Origin of the sequence: Achromobacter seleniivolatilans, assembly GCF_030864005.1 — a bacterium.
GTDB classification, from domain to species: Bacteria; Pseudomonadota; Gammaproteobacteria; order Burkholderiales; family Burkholderiaceae_B; genus Achromobacter; species Achromobacter seleniivolatilans.
Genome location: NZ_CP132976.1, coordinates 2,946,000 through 2,970,032, shown reverse-complemented (window position 1 = coordinate 2,970,032; position 24,033 = coordinate 2,946,000). Strand labels below are relative to the sequence as shown.

The 24,033-nt window shown below is 61.2% G+C and carries 22 protein-coding genes and 5 tRNA genes; 14 read left to right on the top strand and 13 right to left on the bottom strand.

The window, feature by feature from the left end; genetic code table 11:
• Positions 1-97 precede the first annotated feature (97 nt).
• From RAS12_RS13205 to egtD, 5 genes are all read right to left on the bottom strand, one after another.
• Complete coding sequence (locus tag RAS12_RS13205) at positions 98-760, bottom strand: SOS response-associated peptidase (protein ID WP_306951437.1); 663 nt, start codon at positions 758-760, stop codon at positions 98-100.
• 16 nt (positions 761-776) lie between these two features.
• Complete coding sequence (locus RAS12_RS13200) at positions 777-1,097, bottom strand: hypothetical protein (protein ID WP_306950564.1); 321 nt, start codon at positions 1,095-1,097, stop codon at positions 777-779.
• 161 nt (positions 1,098-1,258) lie between these two features.
• Positions 1,259-1,335 (bottom strand) — tRNA-Met (locus tag RAS12_RS13195).
• Positions 1,336-1,465: 130 nt separating this feature from the next.
• The gene (gene egtB, locus RAS12_RS13190; RefSeq protein WP_306950561.1) at positions 1,466-2,782 is read right to left on the bottom strand and encodes an ergothioneine biosynthesis protein EgtB; all 1,317 of its coding nucleotides are present in this window, start codon (positions 2,780-2,782) and stop codon (positions 1,466-1,468) included.
• A gap of 37 nt (positions 2,783-2,819) precedes the next feature.
• Positions 2,820-3,797, bottom strand: a complete 978-nt coding sequence (gene egtD / locus RAS12_RS13185) for an L-histidine N(alpha)-methyltransferase (RefSeq protein WP_306950559.1) — start codon at positions 3,795-3,797, stop codon at positions 2,820-2,822.
• A gap of 348 nt (positions 3,798-4,145) precedes the next feature.
• On the opposite strand from egtD, the gene RAS12_RS13180 reads away from it, so the two are divergent.
• On the top strand, positions 4,146-4,481 hold the full coding sequence (locus tag RAS12_RS13180) for an ElaB/YgaM/YqjD family protein (RefSeq protein WP_306950557.1): 336 nt from the start codon (positions 4,146-4,148) through the stop codon (positions 4,479-4,481).
• A gap of 102 nt (positions 4,482-4,583) precedes the next feature.
• The gene (locus RAS12_RS13175; RefSeq protein ID WP_306950555.1) at positions 4,584-5,963 is read left to right on the top strand and encodes a phospholipase D-like domain-containing protein; all 1,380 of its coding nucleotides are present in this window, start codon (positions 4,584-4,586) and stop codon (positions 5,961-5,963) included.
• Positions 5,964-5,984: 21 nt separating this feature from the next.
• Here RAS12_RS13175 and RAS12_RS13170 read toward each other — a convergent pair whose 3' ends face one another.
• From RAS12_RS13170 to RAS12_RS13150, 5 genes are all read right to left on the bottom strand, one after another.
• Positions 5,985-7,643, bottom strand: coding sequence for an FMN-binding glutamate synthase family protein (locus tag RAS12_RS13170; RefSeq protein ID WP_306950553.1), 1,659 nt, complete (start codon positions 7,641-7,643; stop codon positions 5,985-5,987).
• 101 nt (positions 7,644-7,744) lie between these two features.
• On the bottom strand, positions 7,745-8,968 hold the full coding sequence (locus tag RAS12_RS13165; protein WP_306950551.1) for a YeeE/YedE family protein: 1,224 nt from the start codon (positions 8,966-8,968) through the stop codon (positions 7,745-7,747).
• A 139-nt stretch (positions 8,969-9,107) separates the two neighbouring features.
• A complete protein-coding gene (locus RAS12_RS13160) occupies positions 9,108-10,388 on the bottom strand; it encodes an arsenic transporter (protein WP_306950549.1) in 1,281 nt (426 codons plus the stop codon).
• Between the two features lie 10 nt (positions 10,389-10,398).
• Positions 10,399-11,343, bottom strand: coding sequence for an AEC family transporter (locus RAS12_RS13155; protein WP_306950546.1), 945 nt, complete (start codon positions 11,341-11,343; stop codon positions 10,399-10,401).
• A 31-nt stretch (positions 11,344-11,374) separates the two neighbouring features.
• Positions 11,375-12,268 (bottom strand): DMT family transporter, encoded by an 894-nt coding sequence (locus RAS12_RS13150; protein ID WP_306950545.1) that lies wholly within the window; start codon positions 12,266-12,268, stop codon positions 11,375-11,377.
• Between the two features lie 116 nt (positions 12,269-12,384).
• Between RAS12_RS13150 and RAS12_RS13145 the strand changes: the two genes are divergently transcribed.
• Positions 12,385-12,834 carry a GNAT family N-acetyltransferase gene (locus tag RAS12_RS13145; protein ID WP_371321280.1) on the top strand — a complete coding sequence of 150 codons (450 nt, stop codon included), beginning with the start codon at positions 12,385-12,387 and terminating at the stop codon, positions 12,832-12,834.
• Between the two features lie 172 nt (positions 12,835-13,006).
• Here the strand turns inward: RAS12_RS13145 and RAS12_RS13140 are convergent.
• A tRNA-Leu gene (locus RAS12_RS13140) sits at positions 13,007-13,091 on the bottom strand.
• 154 nt (positions 13,092-13,245) lie between these two features.
• Between RAS12_RS13140 and RAS12_RS13135 the strand changes: the two genes are divergently transcribed.
• Positions 13,246-13,857: a tRNA-uridine aminocarboxypropyltransferase gene (locus RAS12_RS13135; protein WP_306950541.1), complete on the top strand. Its 612-nt coding sequence runs from the start codon at positions 13,246-13,248 to the stop codon at positions 13,855-13,857.
• Between the two features lie 99 nt (positions 13,858-13,956).
• Here the strand turns inward: RAS12_RS13135 and RAS12_RS13130 are convergent.
• A tRNA-Leu gene (locus RAS12_RS13130) sits at positions 13,957-14,041 on the bottom strand.
• Positions 14,042-14,144: 103 nt separating this feature from the next.
• A tRNA-Leu gene (locus RAS12_RS13125) sits at positions 14,145-14,229 on the bottom strand.
• Positions 14,230-14,495: 266 nt separating this feature from the next.
• On the opposite strand from RAS12_RS13125, the gene rnr reads away from it, so the two are divergent.
• The 10 genes from rnr to RAS12_RS13075 all read left to right on the top strand — a co-directional run bounded on the left by rnr (position 14,496) and on the right by RAS12_RS13075 (position 24,028).
• Positions 14,496-16,961 (top strand): ribonuclease R, encoded by a 2,466-nt coding sequence (rnr, locus tag RAS12_RS13120; RefSeq protein WP_306950540.1) that lies wholly within the window; start codon positions 14,496-14,498, stop codon positions 16,959-16,961.
• A gap of 143 nt (positions 16,962-17,104) precedes the next feature.
• Positions 17,105-17,842, top strand: coding sequence for a 23S rRNA (guanosine(2251)-2'-O)-methyltransferase RlmB (gene rlmB / locus RAS12_RS13115; RefSeq protein ID WP_306950538.1), 738 nt, complete (start codon positions 17,105-17,107; stop codon positions 17,840-17,842).
• A gap of 50 nt (positions 17,843-17,892) precedes the next feature.
• Entirely contained in the window at positions 17,893-19,137 is a 1,245-nt protein-coding gene (locus RAS12_RS13110; protein WP_306950537.1) for a cystathionine gamma-synthase family protein, read from the top strand.
• A 57-nt stretch (positions 19,138-19,194) separates the two neighbouring features.
• Positions 19,195-19,875 carry a Fe2+-dependent dioxygenase gene (locus tag RAS12_RS13105; protein ID WP_306950535.1) on the top strand — a complete coding sequence of 227 codons (681 nt, stop codon included), beginning with the start codon at positions 19,195-19,197 and terminating at the stop codon, positions 19,873-19,875.
• 358 nt (positions 19,876-20,233) lie between these two features.
• Complete coding sequence (locus tag RAS12_RS13100; RefSeq protein WP_003812968.1) at positions 20,234-20,506, top strand: HU family DNA-binding protein; 273 nt, start codon at positions 20,234-20,236, stop codon at positions 20,504-20,506.
• Positions 20,507-20,654: 148 nt separating this feature from the next.
• Positions 20,655-20,730: transfer RNA gene (locus RAS12_RS13095), tRNA-Val, on the top strand.
• A 292-nt stretch (positions 20,731-21,022) separates the two neighbouring features.
• Entirely contained in the window at positions 21,023-21,820 is a 798-nt protein-coding gene (locus RAS12_RS13090) for an energy transducer TonB (protein ID WP_306950191.1), read from the top strand.
• A 1-nt stretch (position 21,821) separates the two neighbouring features.
• Positions 21,822-22,793 carry a MotA/TolQ/ExbB proton channel family protein gene (locus tag RAS12_RS13085; protein ID WP_306950189.1) on the top strand — a complete coding sequence of 324 codons (972 nt, stop codon included), beginning with the start codon at positions 21,822-21,824 and terminating at the stop codon, positions 22,791-22,793.
• Positions 22,793-23,290 carry an ExbD/TolR family protein gene (locus RAS12_RS13080; protein WP_306950187.1) on the top strand — a complete coding sequence of 166 codons (498 nt, stop codon included), beginning with the start codon at positions 22,793-22,795 and terminating at the stop codon, positions 23,288-23,290. The genes RAS12_RS13085 and RAS12_RS13080 overlap by 1 nt, the downstream gene beginning before the upstream one ends.
• A 66-nt stretch (positions 23,291-23,356) precedes the next feature.
• Entirely contained in the window at positions 23,357-24,028 is a 672-nt protein-coding gene (locus RAS12_RS13075; protein WP_306950185.1) for a response regulator transcription factor, read from the top strand.
• The last annotated feature ends 5 nt before the right edge of the window (positions 24,029-24,033 follow it).

Here is a 24,033-nt window from a genome sequence, read left to right as displayed (position 1 = left end):
CAGGTCCAGCAGCCCCCTGGGTTCGGGGCGATTGGGATGAAGTAGGACATGGTCGAATTTACTGTATAAAAAACCAGTATATTCCACCTCGGCAGGCTCATTTCATCGGCGTCGCGACGAGCTTTTCAGCCGGGAAGGGCACCAGAAAATCGCGCGTCGCATCCGCCTGCGCAATAAGCCAGTCGCCATATGCGCCCTCGGGTAGGATCACAACCATCCGTTTTTCCTTGCCCGACTGGTGGTAGTCGCGGAATAGGGGATCATCGTCCGCATTGATGGTCAGCATGGTGTAGCTCTCTTGGAGCTGCCCAGCGCTGTCACGCCAGCGATCCCATAATCCGGCAATGCCCAGCGGCGCTCCATCTGAGCGCGTGAAGCGCGTCGGCACCGCTGCGCCGGACCTCCAATCAGGTTCAAAGATCGCGTCAGCGGGGATGATGCAGTGCTGCGCGCGGCGCCAGGCATTCCCGAAGGTGAAGGACTTGGCCATAGTTTCGCTACGCGCGTTGAAAGTGGACAGCTTGCCCGCCTTGTCCAGTCCATCTGCTTTCGTCATCGCGCTGATCAGGCCCCAGCGGCCGGCCACCGCTTCCCGCTCCGGTACCGCCTCGTCGCCCGCGTCATGCTCCACCGGGCGTCGCACGAACACGCCCTGATAACGTGGCCACATGTCGTACTTAGCGCCGGCTGGCTTGTTGCGCGTGCCGAACTTCTTTAGCAGCAGTTCGGCGTCCTTCAGGGTCTGGTAATGGCTGCACATGGTCAGCGAAATTGGGCTATGTTGCAGCGGGCTGCCAGCCGTGGCGCTCAGCAATCACTTGCCATTCCGGCTTTTGCGAGGCAATGGCATCTTCGCAGAACGAACGAAGAGGCTTCCATTGGGGGTGATCGAGATTCAGCCTATCACCTGCGCTGGTGGGAGCTACGCCTTGTGTGTATTCATTGCTACTAAGTAGCTTGATTGCAGAATCCAATTGGATTCGAAGATCAAGGTCTTCGGTCGTCGTATAGATCGCAATGAATTTGTTGGCGCGCGCACGCACTTGAGCGGAGACCATCAGTGCCTCGAGGGTCTTTGAGTAGCTTGTCTTCGTCATTTCTGCGTAATCCTTATGGGGTCCTATCGGCCACTTAGATTACTCAATGCCACGCGGTACGTGTACTGGGTGGACTACTGGATATTGGACGCTGTCTAATATTCAGTCCAAAACGCACCAAATAAAAAAGCCCCCACTTACGTGGAGGCCCTTGAATTCTTTGGTGGCGCATCCCTGATTCGAACAGGGGACCTGCGGATTATGATTCCGTCGCTCTAACCGGCTGAGCTAATGCGCCATCTTTCTTTGCTGCGTTTACTTCTCTCCGCATCAATCAGTGCTGTGCCCTGATCAGCGAAGAACGAAATTCTAGCATGAAACTTTTTTAGGATGCAAGCGGGCTGGATTCAATTAATTAAGGAATCGCATCAGTCATCCCGCGCCAGCCGAATGCCCGTAAATTGCCAGCGCGCTTCTGGCGGGAAAAAATTGCGGTAGCTTGGCCGGATATGGTCCCGTGGCGTGGCGCATGAACCGCCGCGCAGGACGTACTGGTTGCACATGAATTTGCCGTTGTATTCACCGACCGCGCCCGCATCCGGCTTAAAGCCTGGATAGGCGTCATACGCACTGGAGGTCCATTCCCAGACGTCGCCAAACAACTGCACTGGGCCTCCTGCTGAATGGCGGGCGGGGGCGGGGCGCGGGTCCAGGTGGCCATTTTCCAGCATGTTGGCTCGGCTGGGAAAAGCGCCATCCGTGACTTGCCGGGCGGCCAGCTCCCATTCCGCTTCACGTGGCAGGCGCACGCGGGCCCAGCGGGCGTAGGCGTCGGCTTCGTAATAGCTGACATGGGTCACAGGGGCTTGCAGTTCCACTTCTTGCGTGCCGCGCAGCGTAAAGATGCGCCATTCATCGCGCTGCCCGTCCCAATACATAGGCGCGCGCCAACCCTCGGCGCAAACCTGGTCCCATCCCGCGGATAGCCATAGTTCGGGGCGCTTGTAGCCGCCGTCGCGGATGAATGCCAGGTACTCGTGCTGCGTGACGAGACGGTCTGCAAGATGGAACGGGGCCAGCAGCACGTCGTGCGCAGGGCCCTCATTGTCAAAGCCAAAGCCGCGTCCATCGTGTCCGATGCGGGCGATGCCGCCAGCGTAACGGGTCCAGCCCACGGGAGTGGCCGGCGGCAGCGCTGGTGAACCGGCGGCCACATACGCGGGTTTGAGAGGGTTGCAGGACAGCATGTGCTTGACGTCGGTCAGGATCAGCTCCTGGTGCTGCTGCTCGTGATTCAAGCCCAGTTCAAGCAGCGCGTCGAATGCGGGATCATTGCCGCCCAGCCGCGAGATGAGGTCGTGCATGGCCGCGTCCACGTACTGACGAAAATGCTGCACTTCAGCCAGGGCAGGGCGCGACAGCAAGCCGCGATGCGGACGCGGGTGCTTGGCGCCGATGGCGTTGTAGTAGGAATTGAACAGCATCCGGTATTGCGGATGGAATACCGTGTGCGATGGCTGAAACGGCGAGAGCATGAACGTCTCGAAGAACCAGGTCGTGTGCGCCAGATGCCATTTGACCGGACTGCAGTCGGCCATGGATTGCACCTGGCAATCTTCCGCGCTTAGTGGAGCCGCCAACGCCGTGCTGGTCGATCGCACGGCGTCGTACCGGTCATGCTGCCCGGCTTGGCCGATGGCATAAGGGCCGGTCGCGGGATGAGTCAGCAGGCAGGCAGGTTCCATGGCGTTCCTCCAGTGGCGTTGCGGGGCAGCGCGCGCGTCATGCGCGGGCGCTGAAGACGGAAAACCAGCCGCGGGAATCCGACCAATGCGCAATGTCGCGGTATCCCGCGCTTTGCAGTAAATCGGTGAAGGCCTGCGGCGTGAACTTGTAGGAATTTTCGGTATGGATGCGTTCGCCAGCGCTGAATGCGCGCTCGCCGCCGGGCCAGTTCACGCGCACTGCACGCTGGGCTTCCAGGTGCATCTCAATGCGTGATCGGCTTGTGTTGAAGAGGGCGACATGACGCCAGTGGTCCACGTTGAAATCGGTGTCCAGCAGGGCGTTCACGTGCCGCAGAAGGTTCAGATTGAATGCGGCGGTCAGGTGCAGCGCATCGTCGTAGGCGGGTTCAAGAATCTGCTTGGGCTTGACGCGGTCCACGCCAACCAACAGGCCGCCGCCCTCGCATTGCGCATGAATCCGTTGCAGCATTGCATGGGCATCATCGGGGCTGAGATTACCGATGCTGGAGCCAGGGTAGAAAAACAGCCGCTGCTCGGCTGCGACGCTTGAAGGCAACGCCAACGCGTGAGAAAAGTCCTGGCCAATCGCAGTGACGCGCAGGTCGGGATACGAGAGCCTGAGCCGCCGCACGGCAGTTTGCAGATAATCGGCTGAGATATCGATGGGCAGGTAGTGGCGAGGCCGCAGGCTGGCGAAGAGCCGTTCGGCCTTGACGCAATCGCCGGCGCCTAGATCAACCATGGATTGAACAGGTCCAATGTGGCGCGCGATGTCATTGCCGTGCCGTTCGAATATTTCGGCTTCGCAACGAGTGGGGTAGTACTCGGGCAGTTGCGTGATGGCCGTAAATAGCGACGACCCCAAGGAGTCGTAAAGAAATTTGGGATCGATGTGGGCGGGATGGTCGAGCAAACCGTCGCGCAGTTCGAGCAGGTCGGAACTGGGGGCTTGGGAAGATCTGGCCAGAAATTCCGGCGCGGCGTGAGCAAGCACTGTTGAAGGGGAAACCATGCGTTCACTTCCTTTTTTGAGGCGGTTGAAGCGCATTGCAAAGGGCTATTGTGGCGGCCAGGGGGGATTAGGTGTCAAGCTCTAAGCCCCTGAATGCAATGGAATTTTACGAAATCGAAGTGGGCCGTCCCAAGGGCGCGGGGCCGGGCGGGGACTTGTCCGCCATGGTGCCCAGCAAGTTTCGATCCGCTGAAATATCGAATTACGGCTAGTTGCCAAAGCTCGGGCACAACTGCCAATTGATGGTCACAATGGGGGTCATGGCCAATCGGATGTCAACGTCAGCGCGGCAATGGGTTGCGGTGCACCACGGCATGCCGGACGGCTCAATTTGCACAAGGAGCGACTATGAATCGAAAGAACCAACGCGCCGAGATGGCTCTGCATCGTGATCGGGTCAACGACAGCTTTCATGAGCTGCTTGCCGGGACCGAAGACCTCTTGCGATCGACGGCTTCGTATACGGGCTCCGAGATCGAATCGGCCCGAGCGCGTCTAAAGCAGCAATTGGCCGATGCACGTGAGCAGGCGGGCGACTGGGAAGGTGTGGCGCGTGAACGCGCCCGTCGCGCGACGGCTTACGCTGATGAGTATGTACACGAGCATGCTTGGAAGTCGGTCGGAGTGGCCGCGCTGTTGGGCGCTGCGTTGGGTTGCTTGCTGATCGGCGGCGGCCGACGGTAACGCCGCCGCATCATGAGGCCGTTTCCGGCCATGGGCCGGATCGGGCACGGGCCGGCCGCCCATACATGGACGTCCGGCCTTCACCGCTGCATGCGGGCACTGATGCTTGCATACATGACGGCGGTCCTGGCTGCCTGCGCCAGCGTCCCTGACTCGCAGGAGCGCGCGGCGCGCAAGGCGCAGGCGGGGCTGTCTGCCGATGCGGCGCGTGAGAGCTACCGGCGCGGGCACGGTATTGCCGCGGACCCCAATACCCCAAAAGACGATTTTCTGGCGCGCCATCTGGCCGTCGAACAAGCAGTCAGCGGCACGCCACTGACTGCCGGTAACCGTGTGCGGCTGTTGGCTGACGGCCCCAGTACCTATCAAGCCATGCTGCAATCCATCGGCCAGGCCCGCCGCTACGTGCACATGGAAACCTATATTTTTGAAGACGACGCCGAAGGCGCGCGGTTTGCGGACGCCTTGATTGCAGCGCGCAACCGGGGGGCCGAAGTCGCTTTGATGGTGGACGCAGTGGGTACGATTCAGACCCCCGACACGCTGTTCCAACGCTTGCGCGACGCTGGCGTGCAGGTCGCGGTATTCAACCCCGTCAACCCGGCCAAGGCGCGGGCGGGCTGGTCGCCGAACCAGCGCAACCACCGCAAGGTGCTGGTCGTGGATGGCAAGGTGGGGTATCTGGGCGGCATCAACGTCAGCAGCGTGTACGAGTCATCGTCGGCGCCGGGATCGGGCGGCGGACGCGGCGAAAGCAAGGCGGATGCGGCAACGGGTGGCGACGCAGATGCGGCGCCGTGGCGCGACACGCATTTGCGCATCGAAGGGCCGGCCGTGGCGCAGCTGGAACAGGTGATTCAGGCAGGCTGGGCGTCGCAGTCCGACGAACCCATCAAGGGCACGGGCGCTTACGTTGCGCCGCCGGTGGGAGCTACGAGCGTGCGTATTCTGGCCAATCAGCCTGATCGCAGCGATGGCTATACGGTTTATCTGACCCTGATGTCCGCGTTTGAAAGCGCGCAGAAATCCATCCATATCACCATGGCGTATTTTGTGCCTGACCCGGCGTTTATCGAGGTCCTGGCCGAAGCAGCCAAGCGCGGCGTGGATGTGGTGCTGGTGCTGCCCGGATTCAGCGATTCGTCGCTGGTGTTCAATGCCGGCCGTTCGCACTACAGCGAGCTGTTGCACGCAGGCGTAAAGGTGTATGAACGGCGCGATGCCTTGCTGCATGCCAAGACGGCCGTGGTCGACGGGGTCTGGTCCACGGTGGGTTCAAGCAATATGGATTGGCGCAGCTTTGCATTGAATTACGAAATCAACGCGGTGGTGCTGGGCCCGGAATTCGCGGGCGAGATGGAGGCGCTGTTTCAGCGCGATGTGGCTGACTCCGTGCAGATCACGCCCGAGGCCTGGCGGGATCGGGGCGTGGATGACCGGTTCATGGAGTTCTTCTCGCGGATGTTCGAACGCTGGTTGTAGCGTCCGAACATCCGTTGGCTTTTATGCAGGCATGGCCTGCGCAAGCCGAGTTTCCGCAAGCGCCGTCGTGAGATCGTGCGTAGGCTGGAAAGACTGCGCCTGGGCCATGGCCCAGCCAGCGCGGAACACCTGGTGGCGGAATTCGCCGCGCAGCAGTTCGCCCGGGGCCAGCTCCGGAAATAGCGCGGACAGCAGGCGGATTTCGCTGGACGAGATGCGGCGCGCAATATGGTGCGGACGCAACTGGTTAGGGTGGGTCAGGCCCGCCGCCGCCAGCAATTCGGCCAGCGCATGCAGCGTGTTGCCGTGAAAGTTGGCCACGCGCTGCGCCTTGTCAGGCACCACTAGCGCGCGTTGGCGTACAGGGTCCTGTGTCGTGACGCCTGTGGGACATTTTCCGGTGTGACAGGCTTGCGCCTGGATACAGCCAATGGCGAACATGAAACCGCGGGCAGCGTTGCACCAATCAGCGCCCATGGCCATGACGCGGGCCATGTCGAAGGCCGTGATGATCTTGCCCGATGCGCCAAGTTTGATGCGGTCGCGCAGGTTCACGCCGATCAGCGTGTTGTGTACCAGGCGTAGCGCTTCGCGCAGCGGCGTGCCCACATGGTCCACGAACTCCACGGGCGCGGCGCCCGTCCCGCCTTCAGCGCCATCGACCACGATGAAGTCGGGCGTGATGCCGGTTTCCAGCATGGCTTTGACGATGGCGAACCATTCCCACGGGTGGCCCACGCAGAACTTGAAGCCCACAGGTTTGCCGCCCGACAATTCACGCAGCCGGGCAACGAACTTCATCAGGCCAATCGGCGTGTCAAAGGCGGAATGACTGGCAGGCGAGTTGCAGTCCTGCCAGGCGACGACACCGCGTGCTTCCGCGATTTCGGGGGTGACCTTGCCTGCGGGCAGAATGCCGCCATGCCCGGGCTTGGCGCCTTGGGACAGCTTGATCTCAATCATCTTTACCTGCGGCGTACAGGCGTTCTTGACGAAGGCTTCTTCCGAGAATGCGCCGTGCTCATCACGGCATCCGAAGTAGCCCGAGCCAATGTTCCAGACCAGGCTGCCACCGGGCTGGCGGTGATAGCGGCTGATGCCGCCTTCACCGGTGTCATGAGCAAAGTCGCCTTGGCGGGCGCCTTCGTTCAGCGCCAGGATGGCATTGGCTGACAGCGCGCCAAAGCTCATGGCCGACACGTTGAATGCCGACATGGAGTAGGGCTGTTTGCAATCGGGGCCGCCTACGGTCACGCGGAAGTTCGTATCGCTGATATGCGAGGGCGACATGGAATGGTTGATCCATTCGTAGCGGTCGCCGTAGACATCTTCCTGGGTGCCGAAGGGGCGCTTGTCGATTTCGCGTTTGGCGCGCTGGTAAACGATGGACCGTTGCGCACGCGAAAAGGGCGAGGCCTGGGTGTCATCTTCCAGGAAGTACTGCCGAATTTCCGGACGGATGAACTCAAACAGGAAACGCAAATTGCCCAGGACTGGGTAATTGCGCCGGATGGCGTGGCGGGTCTGGATCAGGTCATACACGCCCAGCGCGCCCAGCATCGCCAGGGGAACCGCAGCCCATAACCACCCAAGCGAACTGGTGAAGGCCAGGAAGGCGGTGATGACAGCGCCCGCCAGTGTCAATAAAAAGGCCGTATAACGGCCGGCAATCCAGCTCATGGTTCTCTCCGTATTGCGGAATGGAGCCACCATACACCAGCTGAGGCGTGTGAAAAAAAACAGCCCGCTAAATAAGCAGGCTGTTTCTGGAACACTGTTTTTCAGCAGCTGGATGCTGGCGGTGTTTTTTCAACGGCAAGTCCGAAGGCCGGACGCAGCCGCACGCCGAGCGCGCTGCCTGCAAAAGCGGCGGGCAGCCAGAGCCACGCATGCAGGCTGCCCGACAGAATGCCGCTGAAGTAGGCGCCGATGTTGCAGCCAAAGGCAAGACGCGCGCCATAACCCAGCAGCAAGCCGCCGATGACGGCCCCAGCCAGCGAACGGGCGGGCACTTTCCAGATGGGAGCAAATTTGCCGGCGGCGCTAGCGGCGGCAAGGGCGCCCAGCATCAAACCGATGTCCATGACAGTCGTCACGTCTTGCCGCAAGGGCGCGGCCAGCGACGGTTGCTTGCTCCAGTATGCCCAGGTGGCCACGTCGCCGCCGATGGCGTCCAGCGCCTTGGCGCCCCACAACGCGAAGGCCGACGTGATGCCCCACGGGCGGCCAGCCAAGGCCAGCGTGGCGAAGTTCAGCACTACCAGCGCTACACCGCCCCAGATCAGAGGCCACGGGCCTTGCAACAAGGACACAGGCCGGGCCGTGCGGGACGCGAATGAAATTACGTGGCCGTGACGGCGCTTTTCAAGGGCGGTAGCGCCCCAGGCGATCAAGGCGAACACCACCAGATTGGCGATGAGCGCGGGCGCCAAGCCCCAGGTCTTGATCAGCGATGTGGGCGCCAGAGCCGGCAGATTGGACCACCAGCCAAAATTGGCAGTGGCAATGACTGAACCGATGATGAAGAACAGCAAGGTGACCAGCATGCGGGTATTGCCGCCGCCTACCGCGAACAGCGTGCCCGACGCGCAGCCGCCGCCCAGTTGCATGCCGATGCCGAACAGAAACGCGCCCAGCACCACCGAGACGCCAGGAGGTGAAACAAAGCCCGTGACGGGTTGGCCAAAAAGCGTGCCGGCCGCCAGAAAGGGGAAAAACAGCAGCACGCCGACACCCAGCATGAACATCTGTGCGCGCAGGCCCGCGCCCCGGCGATCCGACACGAACACGCGCCAGGCCTGGGTGAAGCCGAACGAGGCGTGGTAGAGCGTGACACCCAGCAGGGCACCAATCACCCATAGGGCGCTTTGGCGCCCGCTGACGGTCTGGTTCAAGTACAGCGCGCCAGCCAGTACCAGCAGCAGCGCAATCCACAAGGGCTTGCGGTTGATCTGGATGGGCGGCAGCGCGGAAGGTAGCGGCAGGGTTGAGGCGTTCGTGCTCATGGGGCGTCCCGGGGGATCAGATTCGTCAATGCAAACGGGCGCGTAGGAATGCGCCCGTGGAATGATGAAAGTCTATCGCCGTCCTTAAATCTCTCAAAGCACAAATTTATGCTTGAATCATAACTAGAAGTTATTAAGACTATTGCAGCCGCCATACCAGTGCCGCGAGCGTCAGCAGAAGCACGGGCAAGGTCAATACAATTCCTACTTTAAAGTAGTATCCCCACGTAATGCGCAGGCCCTTGCGCGCCAGCACATGCAGCCAAAGCAGCGTTGCCAGGCTGCCGATGGGCGTGATCTTGGGGCCGAGGTCGCTACCGATGATGTTGGCGTAGATCATCGCGTCTTTGATGGGGCCCGTCGCGGTGGTGTCGGCAATGGATAGGGCGCCCACCAGCACCGTCGGCAGGTTGTTCATGACGGATGAAAGAAATGCCGTGATCAGGCCGGTTCCCATCGCGGCGCCCCACAAGCCGTATTCGGCGCAGCGATCCAGCACCTGCGCCAAGTGGGCGGTCAGCCCTGCATTGCGCAGGCCGTAGACGACCAGGTACATGCCCAGCGAGAAGATCACGATATGCCAGGGCGCCTCGCGCATGATCCGGCGCGTGCCGACAATGTGCTGCCGGCCGGCAATCAGCAGCAGGCCCAGCGCGCCGGCGGCGGCAATGGCGCTGACCGGAATTCCCATGGGTTCAAGAATGAAGAATCCTGCCAGCAGCAACGCCAGCACGATCCAGCCGGCGCGAAACGTAATGCGGTCCCGAATGGCCGTATCGGGCGCGGGCAACTGGCTGACGTCGTAGCGCGGCGGGATGCTCTTGCGAAAGAACAGCAGCAGCACCACCAGCGTGGATGCCACGGCCATCATATTTACCGGCAGCATCACCGAGGCGTATTCGCCAAAGCCGATGTTGAAGAAATCCGCCGACACGATGTTCACCAGGTTAGACACGATGAGCGCAATGCTGCCGGTGTCGGCGATGAAGCCCGCCGCCATCACAAAGGCCAGCGAGGCGCCCGGCCCAAAGCCCAGGGCCAGCAGCATTTCCATGACGATGGGCGTCAGAATCAGCGCGGCGCCATCGTTGGCAAAGAGCGTCGAAACAGCAGCGCCCAGCAGCACGATCAGCACGAACAGCAGCCGTCCGCGTCCGCCGCCCCAGCGCGCAACATGCAGCGCCGACCACTCGAAAAAGCCCGCCTCGTCCAGGATCAAGCTAGTGATGATGATGGCGATGAAGGTTGCGGTGGCGTTCCATACGATGTGCCAGACATCGGCAATGTCGGCGACGTGGACCACGCCGGTCGCAAGTGCCAGCGCGGCGCCGATCACGGCGCTCCAGCCGATCGACAGCCCTCGGGGTTGCCAGATGACAAGCGTGATGGTCAGGATGAAGATGGCAGCGGCAAGCAGCATGTGTACAGGTTCAGGAAATAGGGTGGGCGCTGATCCACGCGACCAGCAGGCTGACGGTAAGCACCGACGCCACGGTGGATATCAGGATGGCGCGCGAGGTCACGCCTGCATCGCGGCCGTACATATTGGCCAGCATGAACGGCCCGGTACCGATCGGCAGCGCGCTCATTAATACTGCGGTCCACGCCCACAACGGCGGCATGGAGAAAACATAGAAAGCCAGTACGGCCGTGGCGGCAGGTTGCAGCAGCAGTTTGCCCAGCACTAGCCGTAGTACTCCTGGGCCTGCCGCAGCGCGTTCGGTTTGCGCCAGAAACAGGCCGATGGTGACCAGCGCGCAGGGGCTGGCGGACGCGCCCAGCAGGGCAACATAGCGGTCCAGACCTTCGGGCAAGGCAAGTCCAGTCGACGCCCAAGCCAGGCCCAGCACGGGGGCAGCCAGCAAAGGGTTGCGGGTCAGAGCGCGCCCGACCTTGCCCAGCGTTGCCATGGCGTTGGGGGTTTGCTGGCGGTCGAACTCGATCAGTGCAATGGCAAATCCGAACAGCACGCTGGCCGTCAGCAGTGTGGTGAAGGTCGCGGGCGCCAGGCTTTCAGCGCCAAACAGCGCCAGACAGAGCGGGATGCCCATATAACCCGCGTTGGCGTAGGACGCGGCCAGGCCTTCGATGCTGCGGTCAGTCATCGCGCGTGGCATGCTTTTGCGCGGCAGAAATGACACGAGAAAGGTGATGGCGATGCCACCGGCGAAAGCGCCGACAAAACTCCAATGCGCCATGTGCGTCAGGTCTACCTGCGTCATGGCGCGAAACAGCAGCGCGGGCAAGGACAGATAGACCACGTAGCGGTTCAGCGCGTCGGTCGCGCCCAGTCCCAGCACTTTCCAACGCGCAGCCAGCCAGCCGGTCAGAATCAGCGCAAAGACCGGCAGGGCGGCGGTGATAACGGCGTTCATGGCTGGGGTGGATTGCGGGAAGCCGCCAATTCTACTTGGGCTGGGCGCGCGCCGTGCGCGTAACCAGCAGAATGCCCAGCGCCGCCAATGCCATGCCTGGCCAGGCCAGCGGCGGGATAGGTTCGCCTAGCACTGCTAGCGCGAAGACGGCGGTGCAGGGCGGCACCAGGAAAAACAGGGCGGATACGCGGGAGGCTTCGCCGTGCCGGATCATGGTCAGCAGCAAGGTGATGGCAATCAGTGAATTGCCCACCACCAGGTACGCCAGTGCGCCCAGCAACGGGCCGGTCCACTCGATGCGCATGGGTTCCAGCCAAAACGCCAGCGGCGCCGTCACCCCCAGGCCCACGGCGTATTGAATCAGGTTGGACGTGACGGGATGCGTTTGGACGCCATAGCGTTTTTCATACAGCGTCCCGCTGGTGATGCAGAGCAGCGCACCCACGGCAAACAGCAGGCCCAGTGGCGCCAGTACATCGATCGAGGCCTTGGCGACGATGACCAGTGCTGCGCCCGATACGCCCAGCCCCAATCCGACCCAGCGTCGGATATCTACCTGCTCGTGCGCGAAAACCGGGGCCAGCAGCCCGATCAAAATGGGCTGCAGGGACGCGATCAGCGCCAAACCGCCGGCTGACATGCCCCATTTCAGCGACAGGTAGGTGCAGCAAAAGTAGCCTGCCTGCAACAGCAGGCCGACCATGGCGAGGTGGCCCCATTCACGGGCGCCGCGCGGCAGCGGCGGCCGCATTAGCAGCATCAAAGGAGCAAGAATGAGCACCACGCAGGCATAGCGCACGGCCAGGAATGTCAGCGGATCGGCGTAGGCCAACCCCACTTTAAGCACCACAAAACCACTGGACCACAACAGCAGAAATAGCGCGGGCGCGGCTTTCAGCCAGGTCGGGGTGGTGGCAGGCGTCATGTTATCGGGGGCGGCAACGTGGGCAAGCCGCGATCGTACCCCTTTTCGTCCCGCCCTCATCCGGGCGAGAATGCGGCGTAGGATGTTTTTTTATCTGATTAGTTGCACAAGAGGGGATGGACATGTCGACCAACAAACAATCATCGGTTCGTATCGCGCTGGGGACGTGGGACCGCCTGCGCGAAGACGCCTATTCCGTTCGATACGAGGTATTCGTCGTCGAGCAAAGGGTGCCGCCCGAGGTCGAGCTGGACGATGATGATGCCGTGTCGGTGCATGCCGTCGCGTATGGGCCCGATGGCACACCGATGGGCACGGGCCGGTTGCTGCCTGATGGCCATATCGGCCGCATGGCCGTACACAAGAAGGCGCGTGGAATGGGAGTGGGCAGCCAGTTGCTGGATGCGCTGATCGAGCAAGGTCATGGCGACGGCCATCGCATGCTGGTGCTGCATGCGCAAACCCATGCCGCAGGTTTTTATCGTGCGCACGGTTTCGATGTAGAAGGCGAAGAATTCGTCGAAGCCGGCATTCCGCACGTGGTCATGACGCGCGTGCTGAAGTAGGGGCGGGCAAGGCTTGCATGGGGCCAGGAATTTCTGGCCTCGTTTTTGGCAGCCGGCTATGGTCACCAGCTATGGTCACCGGCTTTGGCCGCACAAAAGAAAAAACCCCGAACGCTTACGCGTTAGGGGTTCTTCTTGGCGCATCACGACAGGTACCTCGTGATGTAATAATTGGTGCCCAGGAGAGGACTCGAACCTCCACACCTTGCGGCACACGGACCTGAACCGTGCGCGTCTACCAATTCCGCCACCTGGGCGCTGGTGCTTTACTTGATACGTCGCTTGGCGCTTCGTTTCTTGTTCAGCAGCAGAGGAACGAGATTATGCACACTTTTTTGAGCGCGTGCAAGATGTGCGGCCCTTTTTTCACTTTTTTTTCCGCCCGGCCCGCTTTCTATATAGTGTCGCCCCATGTCTCGTACCCTTTGCACGCGCTGTCTGCGTCCCGAATCGCACTGCTTGTGCGCGCTCATTCCGTCTTTGTCCTGCCGCACCCGTGTCCTGGTGTTGCAGCATCCCAGTGAATCGCGTCACGCCCTGAACACTGCACGGCTGGCCGTGTTGGGGCTGGTAGGCGCGCGGCGTCTGGTGGGCGAGTACTTTTCGCCTGAAGATTGGGCCGAGCCTGGCTATGCGCCTCGCTTGCTGTTTCCGGGGCCTGCGGCCGAGGTGTTGAATCCAGGGTACGGCCAGGATCTGGATCAACCTATTCAACTGATCGTGCCGGACGGCACCTGGGGGCATGCGCGCAAGCTGCTGCATATCAATCCCGAACTGGCCGCGTTGCCGCGCGTGATGTTGCCGGCGGGGCTGACTACACGCTATCGCGTGCGCCATGCCGACATCCCGGGCGCCTTGTCCACGATCGAAGCCGTGACACATGCGCTAAATGCCATCGAGGCGCCGATGAATGTGGATGCGTTGTTGCGCCCGTTTGAAGCGCTGATCGACGGGCAGATCGATGGGATGGGCGCGGATCTGTATGCGCGGCATCATTTGCAACGCAAGGTGCCGTGGCGTTGAGCGGCTCCCAATGCAAAAGCCCCGAAGATCTTCCGATCTTCGGGGCTTTTTAGCTTTTGCATCCGATCAGCCATGCAGCTGATCCGACGTACTTGCGGGTGGTGCCCAGAAGAGGACTCGAACCTCCACACCTTGCGGCACACGGACCTGAACCGTGCGCGTCTACCAATTCCGCCACCTGGGCACTGAAACCTGCTGGCTAGCGCTTGCGGTATTCAAACTCGCCGCACTAGCTGTCTTTCTTTTGCTATCAAGCCAGCCCGAAAGCTGACCTGATTTAAATTCTATGGTGCCCAGGAGAGGACTCGAACCTCCACACCTTGCGGCACACGGACCTGAACCGTGCGCGTCTACCAATTCCGCCACCTGGGCACTGAAAGATACTGTCAGAACTATGTGATACGCTGCCGCTCGTGTTGCTTTATTTTCGTTGAACCTTAATAAATTCAACTAAATGAAGCGCCCTAAGTGCAGTTGGTTTTACAATGGGTTTTTTAGACCTGGGTTTAGTTTGTGTTTTTCACTAAGTGTATTTCCACTTAATTTTTCACTAAACTACCCTTTCTGACCATTTCTGCTTCAGTGTTCAGCCTTGGGCGAACCACAGAAGCTGCGCATTATATACGGAACTTTTAGCTTTGGCAAAACGATCGAATAACGAATCGAATAAGAATAGATCAACACCCTTGCCCGAAGCGCCGCCGGACTTCGACCCCGATGTCCCGTCCCGTGAAGCCATCCTGACCGCGCTGCGATCCGCTGGTTCGCCGTTGTCTCCCGTTGAGCTGGCCGAACGCATGGGCGTTGAGCGCGCGGAGACGATGGTGGGGTTCGAGCGCCGCCTGGGCGCAATGGAACGCGACGGGCAGTTGATGCCCAATCGCAAGGGCGTGCTGCTGCTGGCCACAAAACTGGATTTTGTTGCCGGTAAGGTGCTGGGCCACCGTGATGGCTTTGGTTTCCTGTTGCGCGATGACGGCGGACCGGATCTGTTCCTGTCCCCGCGCGAAATGCTCAAGGTGCTGCATGGCGACCGCGTGCTGGTCAAGCCCACGGGCGAATACCGTGGCAAGCCCGAAGGCACCATCGTCGAAGTCATCGAACGGCGCACCAACAAATTGGTGGGCCGCTTCCTGCACGAGCATGGCCTGTCCATCGTCGTGCCCGAAGACCAGCGCATCAAGCATGACATTCTGATTCCGCCCAGCGATACCAATGGCGCCCAGCACGGGCAGGTGGTCGCCGTGGAAATCATGGCGCAACCCACCCGCCACACGCAGCCGTTGGGCCGTGTGGCTGAAGTCTTGGGCGAGATCGACGACCCCGGCATGGAAATCGAAATTGCCGTGCGCAAGTTCGACGTGCCGGTCGAGTTCTCGGAAGCCGCTCGCAAGCAGGCTGCCCGATTGCCCGATGTGGTCAAGAAGACCGATCTGAAAGACCGCGTGGACTTGCGCGACGTTCCGCTGATCACGATTGACGGCGAAGACGCTCGCGACTTCGACGACGCGGTGTATTGCGAACCGGTTGAACTGGGTACGGGGCAGCGCAAGCGGCCGGGCTGGCGTTTGCTCGTGGCCATTGCCGACGTAAGCCACTACGTGCGTCCGGGCGATGCGCTGGATGATGATGCGATCGAACGCGGCACCAGCGTGTACTTCCCGCGCCGGGTCATCCCGATGCTGCCCGAGACCTTGTCCAATGGCCTGTGCTCGCTCAATCCCGACGTAGACCGGCTGGTGCTGGTCTGCGATATGGTGATCCCGGCAAGCGGCGCCAAGGCGGGCACGGTCACGGCATATCAGTTCTACAACGCGGTGATGCACTCGCATGCCCGCACGACTTACACCAACATCTGGGCTGCATTGCAGCAGCCGGGCGGTCCGGCGGCGGCGGCGATGCGCGCCGTCATGCCGCAGGTTCAGCACCTGTATGAGCTCTTCCAGGTGCTGCAGCAAGGCCGCAAGAAGCGCGGCGCGATCGATTTCGATACGGTCGAAACCAAGATTGTCTGCAACGAGCTGGGCCGCATCGAACAGATCGTGCCGTCGGTACGCAACGATGCGCACAAGCTGATTGAAGAGTGCATGCTGGCCGCCAACACCTGCGCCGCCGACTTCATGACGCGCAGCAAGCATCCCGGTCTGTACCGTATTCATGAAGGCCCCACGCCGGAACGCCTGCAATCGTTGCGTGAATTCCTGCGCACGATGGGCTTGTCGATGGGCGGGGGCGAGACGCCCACGGCCAAGGACTATGGCGACTTCCTGGATACCGTGCGCGGCCGTCCCGACTACCAGCTGCTGCAGACCATGTGCCTGCGTTCGATGCAGCAGGCCGTCTACAGCCCGGACAACATGGGCCACTTTGGCCTGTCTTATCCCGGCTACAGCCACTTCACGTCGCCCATCCGCCGCTACCCTGATCTGCTGACGCACCGCGTCATCAAGGCTCTGCTGGCGGGTCAGCGTTATGTGCCCAGCCTGGATGAGCAGGCGGTAGTTATTGGCCGCACGCAAAAAGAACACGAGCACGCCATCTGGGAAAAGATGGGCCTGATGCTGTCAGCTACCGAGCGCCGTGCAGACGAAGCATCGCGCGACGTCGAGGCATGGCTCAAGTGCTGGTTCGTCAAGGAACGTGTGGGCGAAGACTTCAGCGGCACCGTTACGGGTGTGGCCAGCTTTGGTATTTTCGTCACGCTGGACACCCTGCACGTTGAAGGCCTGGTGCACGTGTCTGAACTGGGTGGCGAGTACTTCCAGTTCAATGACGGACTGCATGAACTGCGCGGCGAACGCACGGGTATGCGCTATCGCCTGACCGACAAGGTGCAGGTGCAAGTGGCGCGTGTGGACCTGGAAGCCCGCCGGATTGAGTTCCGTCTGGTGCAGGGCACAAGTTTCGATGCGCTGCGCAAGGCAGCAGCCCGGGGTCCGGATGAGCCGGTGCGCCGCGTGAAGAAAGCGGCAGCGCCCAAGCCGGCCGCTTTGAAGGGTCAGACTGCCAAGGAGCGGCGCGCCGATGCCAAGAAGGCCGGCAAGCCGGCCCGCGCATCCAAGCACGCCGCGCCGGCTAAAAAGGCCGTGCACAAACGGCACTGACTGCCCGCAATTCATTCCGCTTATGGCCAGCTCGTCGTTTGGCGGCTGGGCCATAAGGGGTAACATTGCGCATATGGCCGGTTTTTTCCGGTGGCCCGCCCCGCTCTGGGGCGGGTATTCGTTTATTTAAAGGTATTGCATTTATGGCGTCGACCCAAGTTCTAGCCGGGTTTCACGCGGTTGTCGCGCGGCTGCGCCACGCGCCCGAGTCGATCAAGGAAATCTATGTAGAAGCCTCGCGCCGTGACAAGCGGATGCAGACGCTCATCGAGCAAGCCGAGAAGGCGGGCCGCCGCCTGCATCCGGTCTCGACCGAGCGGCTTGATGGCTTGGCGCGCGGCACCCGCCATCAAGGCGTGGTGGCCCTGGCCGACGAGCGCCAATTGGCCGTGGACGTGGATGACGTGCTTGACGTGATCGAAGGCCCGCCGCTGCTGTTGATTCTGGATGGCGTGACCGATCCCCATAATCTGGGCGCTTGCCTGCGTACCGCTGATGCCGCGGGCGTTCATGCCGTGATTGCGCCGCGTGATCGCGCCGTCGGTTTGAATGCGACCGTGCAGCGTGTAGCTTGCGGCGCTGCCGACACGGTTCCGTACATCATGGTGACCAATCTGGCGCGCACCATGCGCAGCCTGAAGGATCGCGGCGTGTGGCTGGTGGGCACGGATGATCAGGCCACCGAAAGCATGCACCAGATCGATGCACGCCAGCCGATGGCGTGGGTCATGGGCGCCGAAGGCGAGGGCATGCGCCGCCTGACTCGCGAGACCTGCGATCAATTGGTGAATATTCCGATGCTGGGTTCGGTCGAAAGCCTGAACGTCAGCGTGGCCAGCGCAGTCTGCCTGTATGAAACCGTGCGCCAGCGGCAATCCTGATTTGACCGCTGCACTTATTTTGTAGATCTCTTCTTTCGCGTCAGCCCATCATGCACCAGAACGGCTTTACCACCACGATCCTCCATTCCGACCGCCAACAATCCGTCGAGCACGGAGCGGTGCACAAGCCGATGCATCCGTCATCGGAATTCGCGTACGACGATGCGCGTGAGCTGGCTGCGGTGTTCCAGGGCAAGGCGGGCTTTACCTACGCGCGTCAGGGCACACCCACGACCACCGCGCTGGAAGCCAAGATCAACCACATGGAAGGCGGCAAGGGCACGGTCAGCTTTGCAACAGGCATGGCCGCGCTGGCAGCGATCTTCACGACGCTGCTGCGCCGGGGCGATCACCTGGTGTCCAGCCAGTTTGTATTCGGCAATACCAACAGCTTGCTGGGCACGCTGCTGGAATTGGGGGTGGAGATCACGTTTGTGGACGCAACCGACGCATCGCAAGTGCGCGGCGCAATCCAGCCCAACACGCGCATGGTCTTTACCGAGACCATCGCCAACCCGGGCACGCAAGTTGCTGATCTGGCTGTGATCGGGCAAATCTGCCGCGAGAAGAATCTGGTCTATGTGGTGGACAACACGCTGACGTCGCCGTGGATGTTCCGGCCGTCTTCGGTCGGCGCGTCGCTGGTGATGAATTCGCTGTCCAAGTACATCGGCGGGCACGGCAATGCGCTGGGTGGCGCGGTGACGGACACGGGTCTGTACGACTGGTCTGACTATTCCAATATTTACGACGCTTATCGCAAAGGGGCTCCCACCAGTTGGGGCCTGACGCAAATCAAGAAGAAGGGTTTGCGCGACATGGGCGGCACGCTGGCGGCGGAACCCGCGCACCGTATTGCGGTGGGCGCCGAGACGCTGGCGCTGCGCATGGCCAAGCACTGCGCGAATGCGCTGGCGCTGGCACGCTTGCTGGAAGAGCATCGCGGCGTTGCCAAGGTGCACTATCCGGGGCTTGCCAGCCATCCGCAGCATGCACGTGCAGCGGCCATGTTCGGATCGCGCTTTGGCGGGCTGCTGGGTGTGGAGCTGGCGGACGGTGTGGATTGCTTTGATTTCCTGAACCGGCTGAAGATTGTGCTGATGGCGACCCATTTGGGTGACACGCGCAGCCTGGCGCTGCCGGCAGCGCACACCATCTATTACGAGATGGGGGCAGAGCGCCGCAAGCAGATGGGAATCGCCGACAGCCTGATTCGTGTGTCCGTGGGTATCGAAGATGAAGCCGATCTGCTGTTTGATTTCGATCAGGCGCTCAATGGATGCTTGAAGGGATAATGCCGCGAGGCATAGGCGCTGCGAGCGGGCGCGCCGGTGGTGAAATGAGGGTGGGGCATGCTTATACAGATTGCAGAAGTTTTTACGCCCGAAGAGGCGGCTGATATCCGGGCCAGGCTGGATGCGTCCGAATGGGTGGATGGCAAGGTCACGGCGGGCTACCAGTCGGCCGAGGTTAAACGCAACCGCCAGTTATCGGAGCAGCATCCGCTGGCTCAGGAACTGGGCAACCTGATCCTGCAACGTCTGGCATCGAACAATCTGTTCATGTCGGCCGCGTTGCCCCGCAAGATCTTCCCGCCGCTCTTTAACCGCTACGAAGGCGGCGAAGCCTTTGGCTATCACGTCGACAACGCGGTGCGCGGCATCACGGGCACCTCCGAGCGGGTGCGAACAGATTTATCGGCCACGCTGTTCTTCTCTGAACCCGATTCCTATGAAGGCGGCGAGCTCGTCATTGACGACACCTATGGCCCGCGCGCGGTGAAGCTGCCAGCGGGGCACATGGTGCTGTATCCGGGCACGAGCCTGCACAAAGTGAATCCGGTTACGCAGGGTGCGCGGGTGTGCTCGTTCTTCTGGATGCAGAGCCTGGTGCGCGAGGACAGTCAGCGCGCTTTGCTGCTGGATATGGATGTGGCGATACAGCGTCTGAATCAAGATGCGGCAGGGCATCCTTCCATCGTCCAGCTGACCGGCATTTATCACAATTTGCTGCGCCGCTGGGTCGACGTTTGATTCAAGTTTGAAGTGTTGTTCAGGGGTGTCGCGCAAACCCCGAAGTTCGCGTTTTTGTTTATTGCGAAATCGGCTAAAAGCTAGTATTGGCGCGGGTTGTGATGAGGTTTTCGCTTGACAGCCGCGTCACGCCGTTGCCTAATACATGCCTGCGTCGCTGACGATTTGAAGGCATTTATGCCATCAAATCCTAAGCGGCGCAGCAGTTTAAAAGTTGTGCTTTGCAGCGCAAGAAAAAAGTTTATCCACTGTCTGTTCTTCGTTTGTCGGGCTTTGCGTTTGTTGGTGGCGTCCCATCATGACAGCCATGAACCGCACGGTCTGGGCAAACTCCATACCTTGTGAGGGGTACATCTGAATGAACAAAACTGAACTCATCGATCACATCGCCAGCAAGGCTGACATCTCCAAGGCTGCCGCCGGTCGTTCGCTCGACGCCCTGATCGGTGCCGTCAAGACCACCCTGAAGAAGGGCGGTACGGTTACGCTGGTTGGCTTTGGCACGTTTGCCGTGTCGGCCCGCGCTGCGCGCACTGGCCGTAACCCGCGTACGGGCGAAACCATCAAGATCAAAAAGGCCAAGGTGCCGAAGTTCCGTCCGGGCAAGGCCCTGAAGGACGCCGTCAATTAATTGACGGAAATGGCAAATCGCAGGGCACCGGCCCCAACGATTTGCAGACATGTACGCGGTCCGGTATACTCCGGCCCGCGTATTGCTTTTGAGTGCCCCGAGTTGGCAGTGCTTGGTTCGAATCTTGTGCCAAGGCTGTATCAGGAACGGGTGCTTAGCTCAGTTGGTAGAGCGGCGCCCTTACAAGGCGTAGGTCACAGGTTCGACCCCTGTAGCACCCACCAGAAGCAATCCAGACCGTAGCAAAACGCCGCGGTACAAGCCTGATCAAAAACCCGCACGTTTTTTCGTGGCGGGTTTTTTGTTTTCTGCGGCCAGCATGCTATTTCGTAAGCGTTGTTGAGCGTATCGCATGATAAAGATCATGGGTGGTACGCCAGGCCAGACGAAATACAACGTGCGAATCATTCGCATTTAAGATATTATGATGGGCTTGTACCGGTCAGCCGGCGTCGCGTTCTAGTGCACGTCTTTTCTCTGACTGGCCGGATAAGTTAATGCACCCCTGGCTGATTCATGCCTAGTTTTCAACGCGGTTGGAACTCTTCTTCGCCGTCTTCTTTTGGTATACGTGCAGGCGCTGGCCTGGCGGTTGTCGCGATTCATGCGGCAGTGATCGGCGCCATTTTCATGGCTCCCGCGAATCGTCCTGAACTGGAGGAACCCGAGGCTGTCATGGTGAGCCTGGTGGATGCGCCCATCCCCCAGATTGCCAAGGCCGAGCCCACTCCTGAAGTGCCGCAACCGGTGACGGAGCCTCCGCCCGAGCCGCAGCCTGAGATCGAGCCGGAACCTGAGCCCGAACCTGAGCTGAAGCCCGAGCCCGAGCCTGAACCCGAACCGGTGGTTGAAAAGCCCCCGATGCCGGCCCCCAAGCCCAAACCAAAGCCCAAACCCAAGCCTCAGCCCAAGCAGGAAGTCAAACCCGAGCCCAAGCAGGAGACTCCGCCGCCGCAGACGCCGCCCGCGGGCGCGACTGATGGCGCTCAGGCTTCGCAGAGTCCGCAGCAAGGACCTCCGCCCGACCAGCCTATCTTGGTGTCGAGCATTGAGTTCCAGGGTGCACGGCCCATGCCCAATTACCCGATGGCGTCGCGCCGCATGCGGGAAGAGGGCCGGGTCCTGGTGCTGGTGGAAATCAATACCCAGGGCATAGTGGACCGCGCCACGATCGACACGTCATCGGGTTTCCCGAGGCTGGACGAATCCGCGCTGACCGCCGCCCGCAAGGCCAAGTTCAAGCCCTATACCCGCAACGGCGTGGCCTATCCCGCCAAAGCCAAAATTCCGTTCGATTTCGTAATGAGGAACTGAGATGTCCAACGCACTGCATAGCGCTACTCTGGTAGCGCAGGCGACTACCAGCCCGGCAGCACCGGCTGCCGCCGCCGCTGCGCCCGCAGCCCAACAAGCCGCGACTGCCGCTGGCGGCCTGGCCGGACAAGCCAATGGCGTCGTTCAGCAATCGGCTGATGCGCTGCACAGCGCTGCCGCTGCGCTGCCTTCGGTCCCCTCGGTCCCAGCTCCGGCGGCCGTGCCCGACATGGGTTTCTTGCACTTCGTCGCCCAAAGCGACTTCGTGGGCAAGAGCCTGTTCATCATCCTTATCCTGATGTCGCTGGTGACCTGGTATCTGATCCTGGTCAAGGCCGCTAGCAACGTCAGCATGCGCAAGCGCTCGGCTGACTTCCTGAACAAGTTCTGGAACGCCAGCTCGCTGGAACAGGTCGAGCACGAAATCGCCACGCATGGCGCACGTGATCCGTTCTCGCATCTGGCCAGCCACGCCATGCACGCGCAGGCGCACCACAATAAGTTCGGCGCGACCAAGCTGGAAGAGTCGGGCACCAACTCGGATTTCGTCACGCGCACCATGCGCAAAGTGATCGACGAAGAAACGGCCAAGCTGGAAAACGGTCTGACCATTCTGGCGTCGGTGGGTTCGACGGCGCCGTTCGTGGGTCTGTTCGGTACGGTTTGGGGCGTGTACCACGCCCTGGTCGGCATCGGCCTGTCCGATGGCGTGACGATCAACCGCATTGCTGGTCCCGTGGGCGAGGCCCTGATCATGACCGGTCTGGGTCTGGCCGTGGCAATTCCGGCGGTGTTGGCTTACAACACCTTTGTGCGCAACAACCGCGTGTTCTTGTCGCGTCTGGATGCCTTTGCGCATGATCTGTTTGCGTTCCTGACCACCGGCCAGCAAGTGACGCTGTCGGACGGTAAGGTGCGTGCCCTGCGCCGCCAGAACGGTAACGGCGCTGCGGTTCAACGCGGGAGCGAATAATGGCCTTTGGCAGCTTCGAGGGTAAAGGATCGGGAAGCCACGCGGTTTCCGAGATCAACATGGTGCCCCTGATCGACGTCATGCTGGTGCTGCTGGTGATCTTCATCATCACGGCGCCGCTGCTGGCGCACTCGATCAAGATCAACATGCCCCAGGTGGCCGCCGAGCAGATCGAGGAAGAGCCCAAAACCGTGGATCTGGCGATTGACGCCAGCGGCGCGCTGTTCTGGGACGAGAAGCCGGTCAATATCGATGACCTGCCCAATCGCTTCAAATCGATCGCCGGCACCAAGCCGCAACCCGAGATCCGCATCCGCGCTGATCAGAACACGCGTTACGAAACGCTGGCCAAGGTCATGGCTTCGGCCCGCCGTGGCGGTATGACGCGTATTGGTTTTGTCACGACGCCGCCTTCGGGCGGAGCCCCTGCGGCCGAAGCGCCTGCGGGTGCTGCGGCTCCTGCTGCGGCTCCCGCTACGGCTCCAGCAGGCCGTTGAGCGATTCAAAAGAAAAGGGGGCGCATTTCGCGCCCCTTTTTTTTCGGATCGCGCTAGAATCGCGGCATGCGAGTACTGGTAATCGAAGACGACACCACCCTGGGCCATGCGCTCCAGGAATTCCTGGCCGACCAGGGGTATGCGGTCGACTGGCTGACTGAAGGCGACCGAGTTCTGGGCGCCTTGGCAGGCCAGCCGTATGACCTGATGCTGCTCGACCTTAATCTACCCGGCATGAGCGGGCTTGATGTGCTGCGGCAATTGCGCCAAGACGGCAATCAGGTTCCCGTGCTGATTCTTACCGCGCGAGACGGCATTGAAGACCGTGTCGCGGGGCTGGACGCCGGGGCCGACGACTACGTCACCAAACCTTTCGAACTGCCTGAACTGGCAGCGCGTGTCCGTGCCTTTGGCCGGCGCCGCGCGGGCCAGGCGCAGCCTTTGATCGAAGTGGGTCCCCTGGTGTTCGATACCGTCGGGCGCGAAGTTCGGGCCAATGGCCAGCGGCTGTCGCTATCGGTGCGCGAGCTTTCCGTGCTTGAGATGCTGATGGCCCGAGTGGGGCGCGTTGTGACCAAGCGTCAGATCGTGAACTCGCTGTCCGCCTGGGACGCCGATTTCAGCGAAAACGCAGTCGAGGTCTACGTGTACCGTCTGCGCAAGCGCCTGGAAGGCACTGGCGCCAGCATCCAGACGGTGCGTGGCTTTGGCTACATGCTGGATGTGGAAAAGGCCTGACGGGC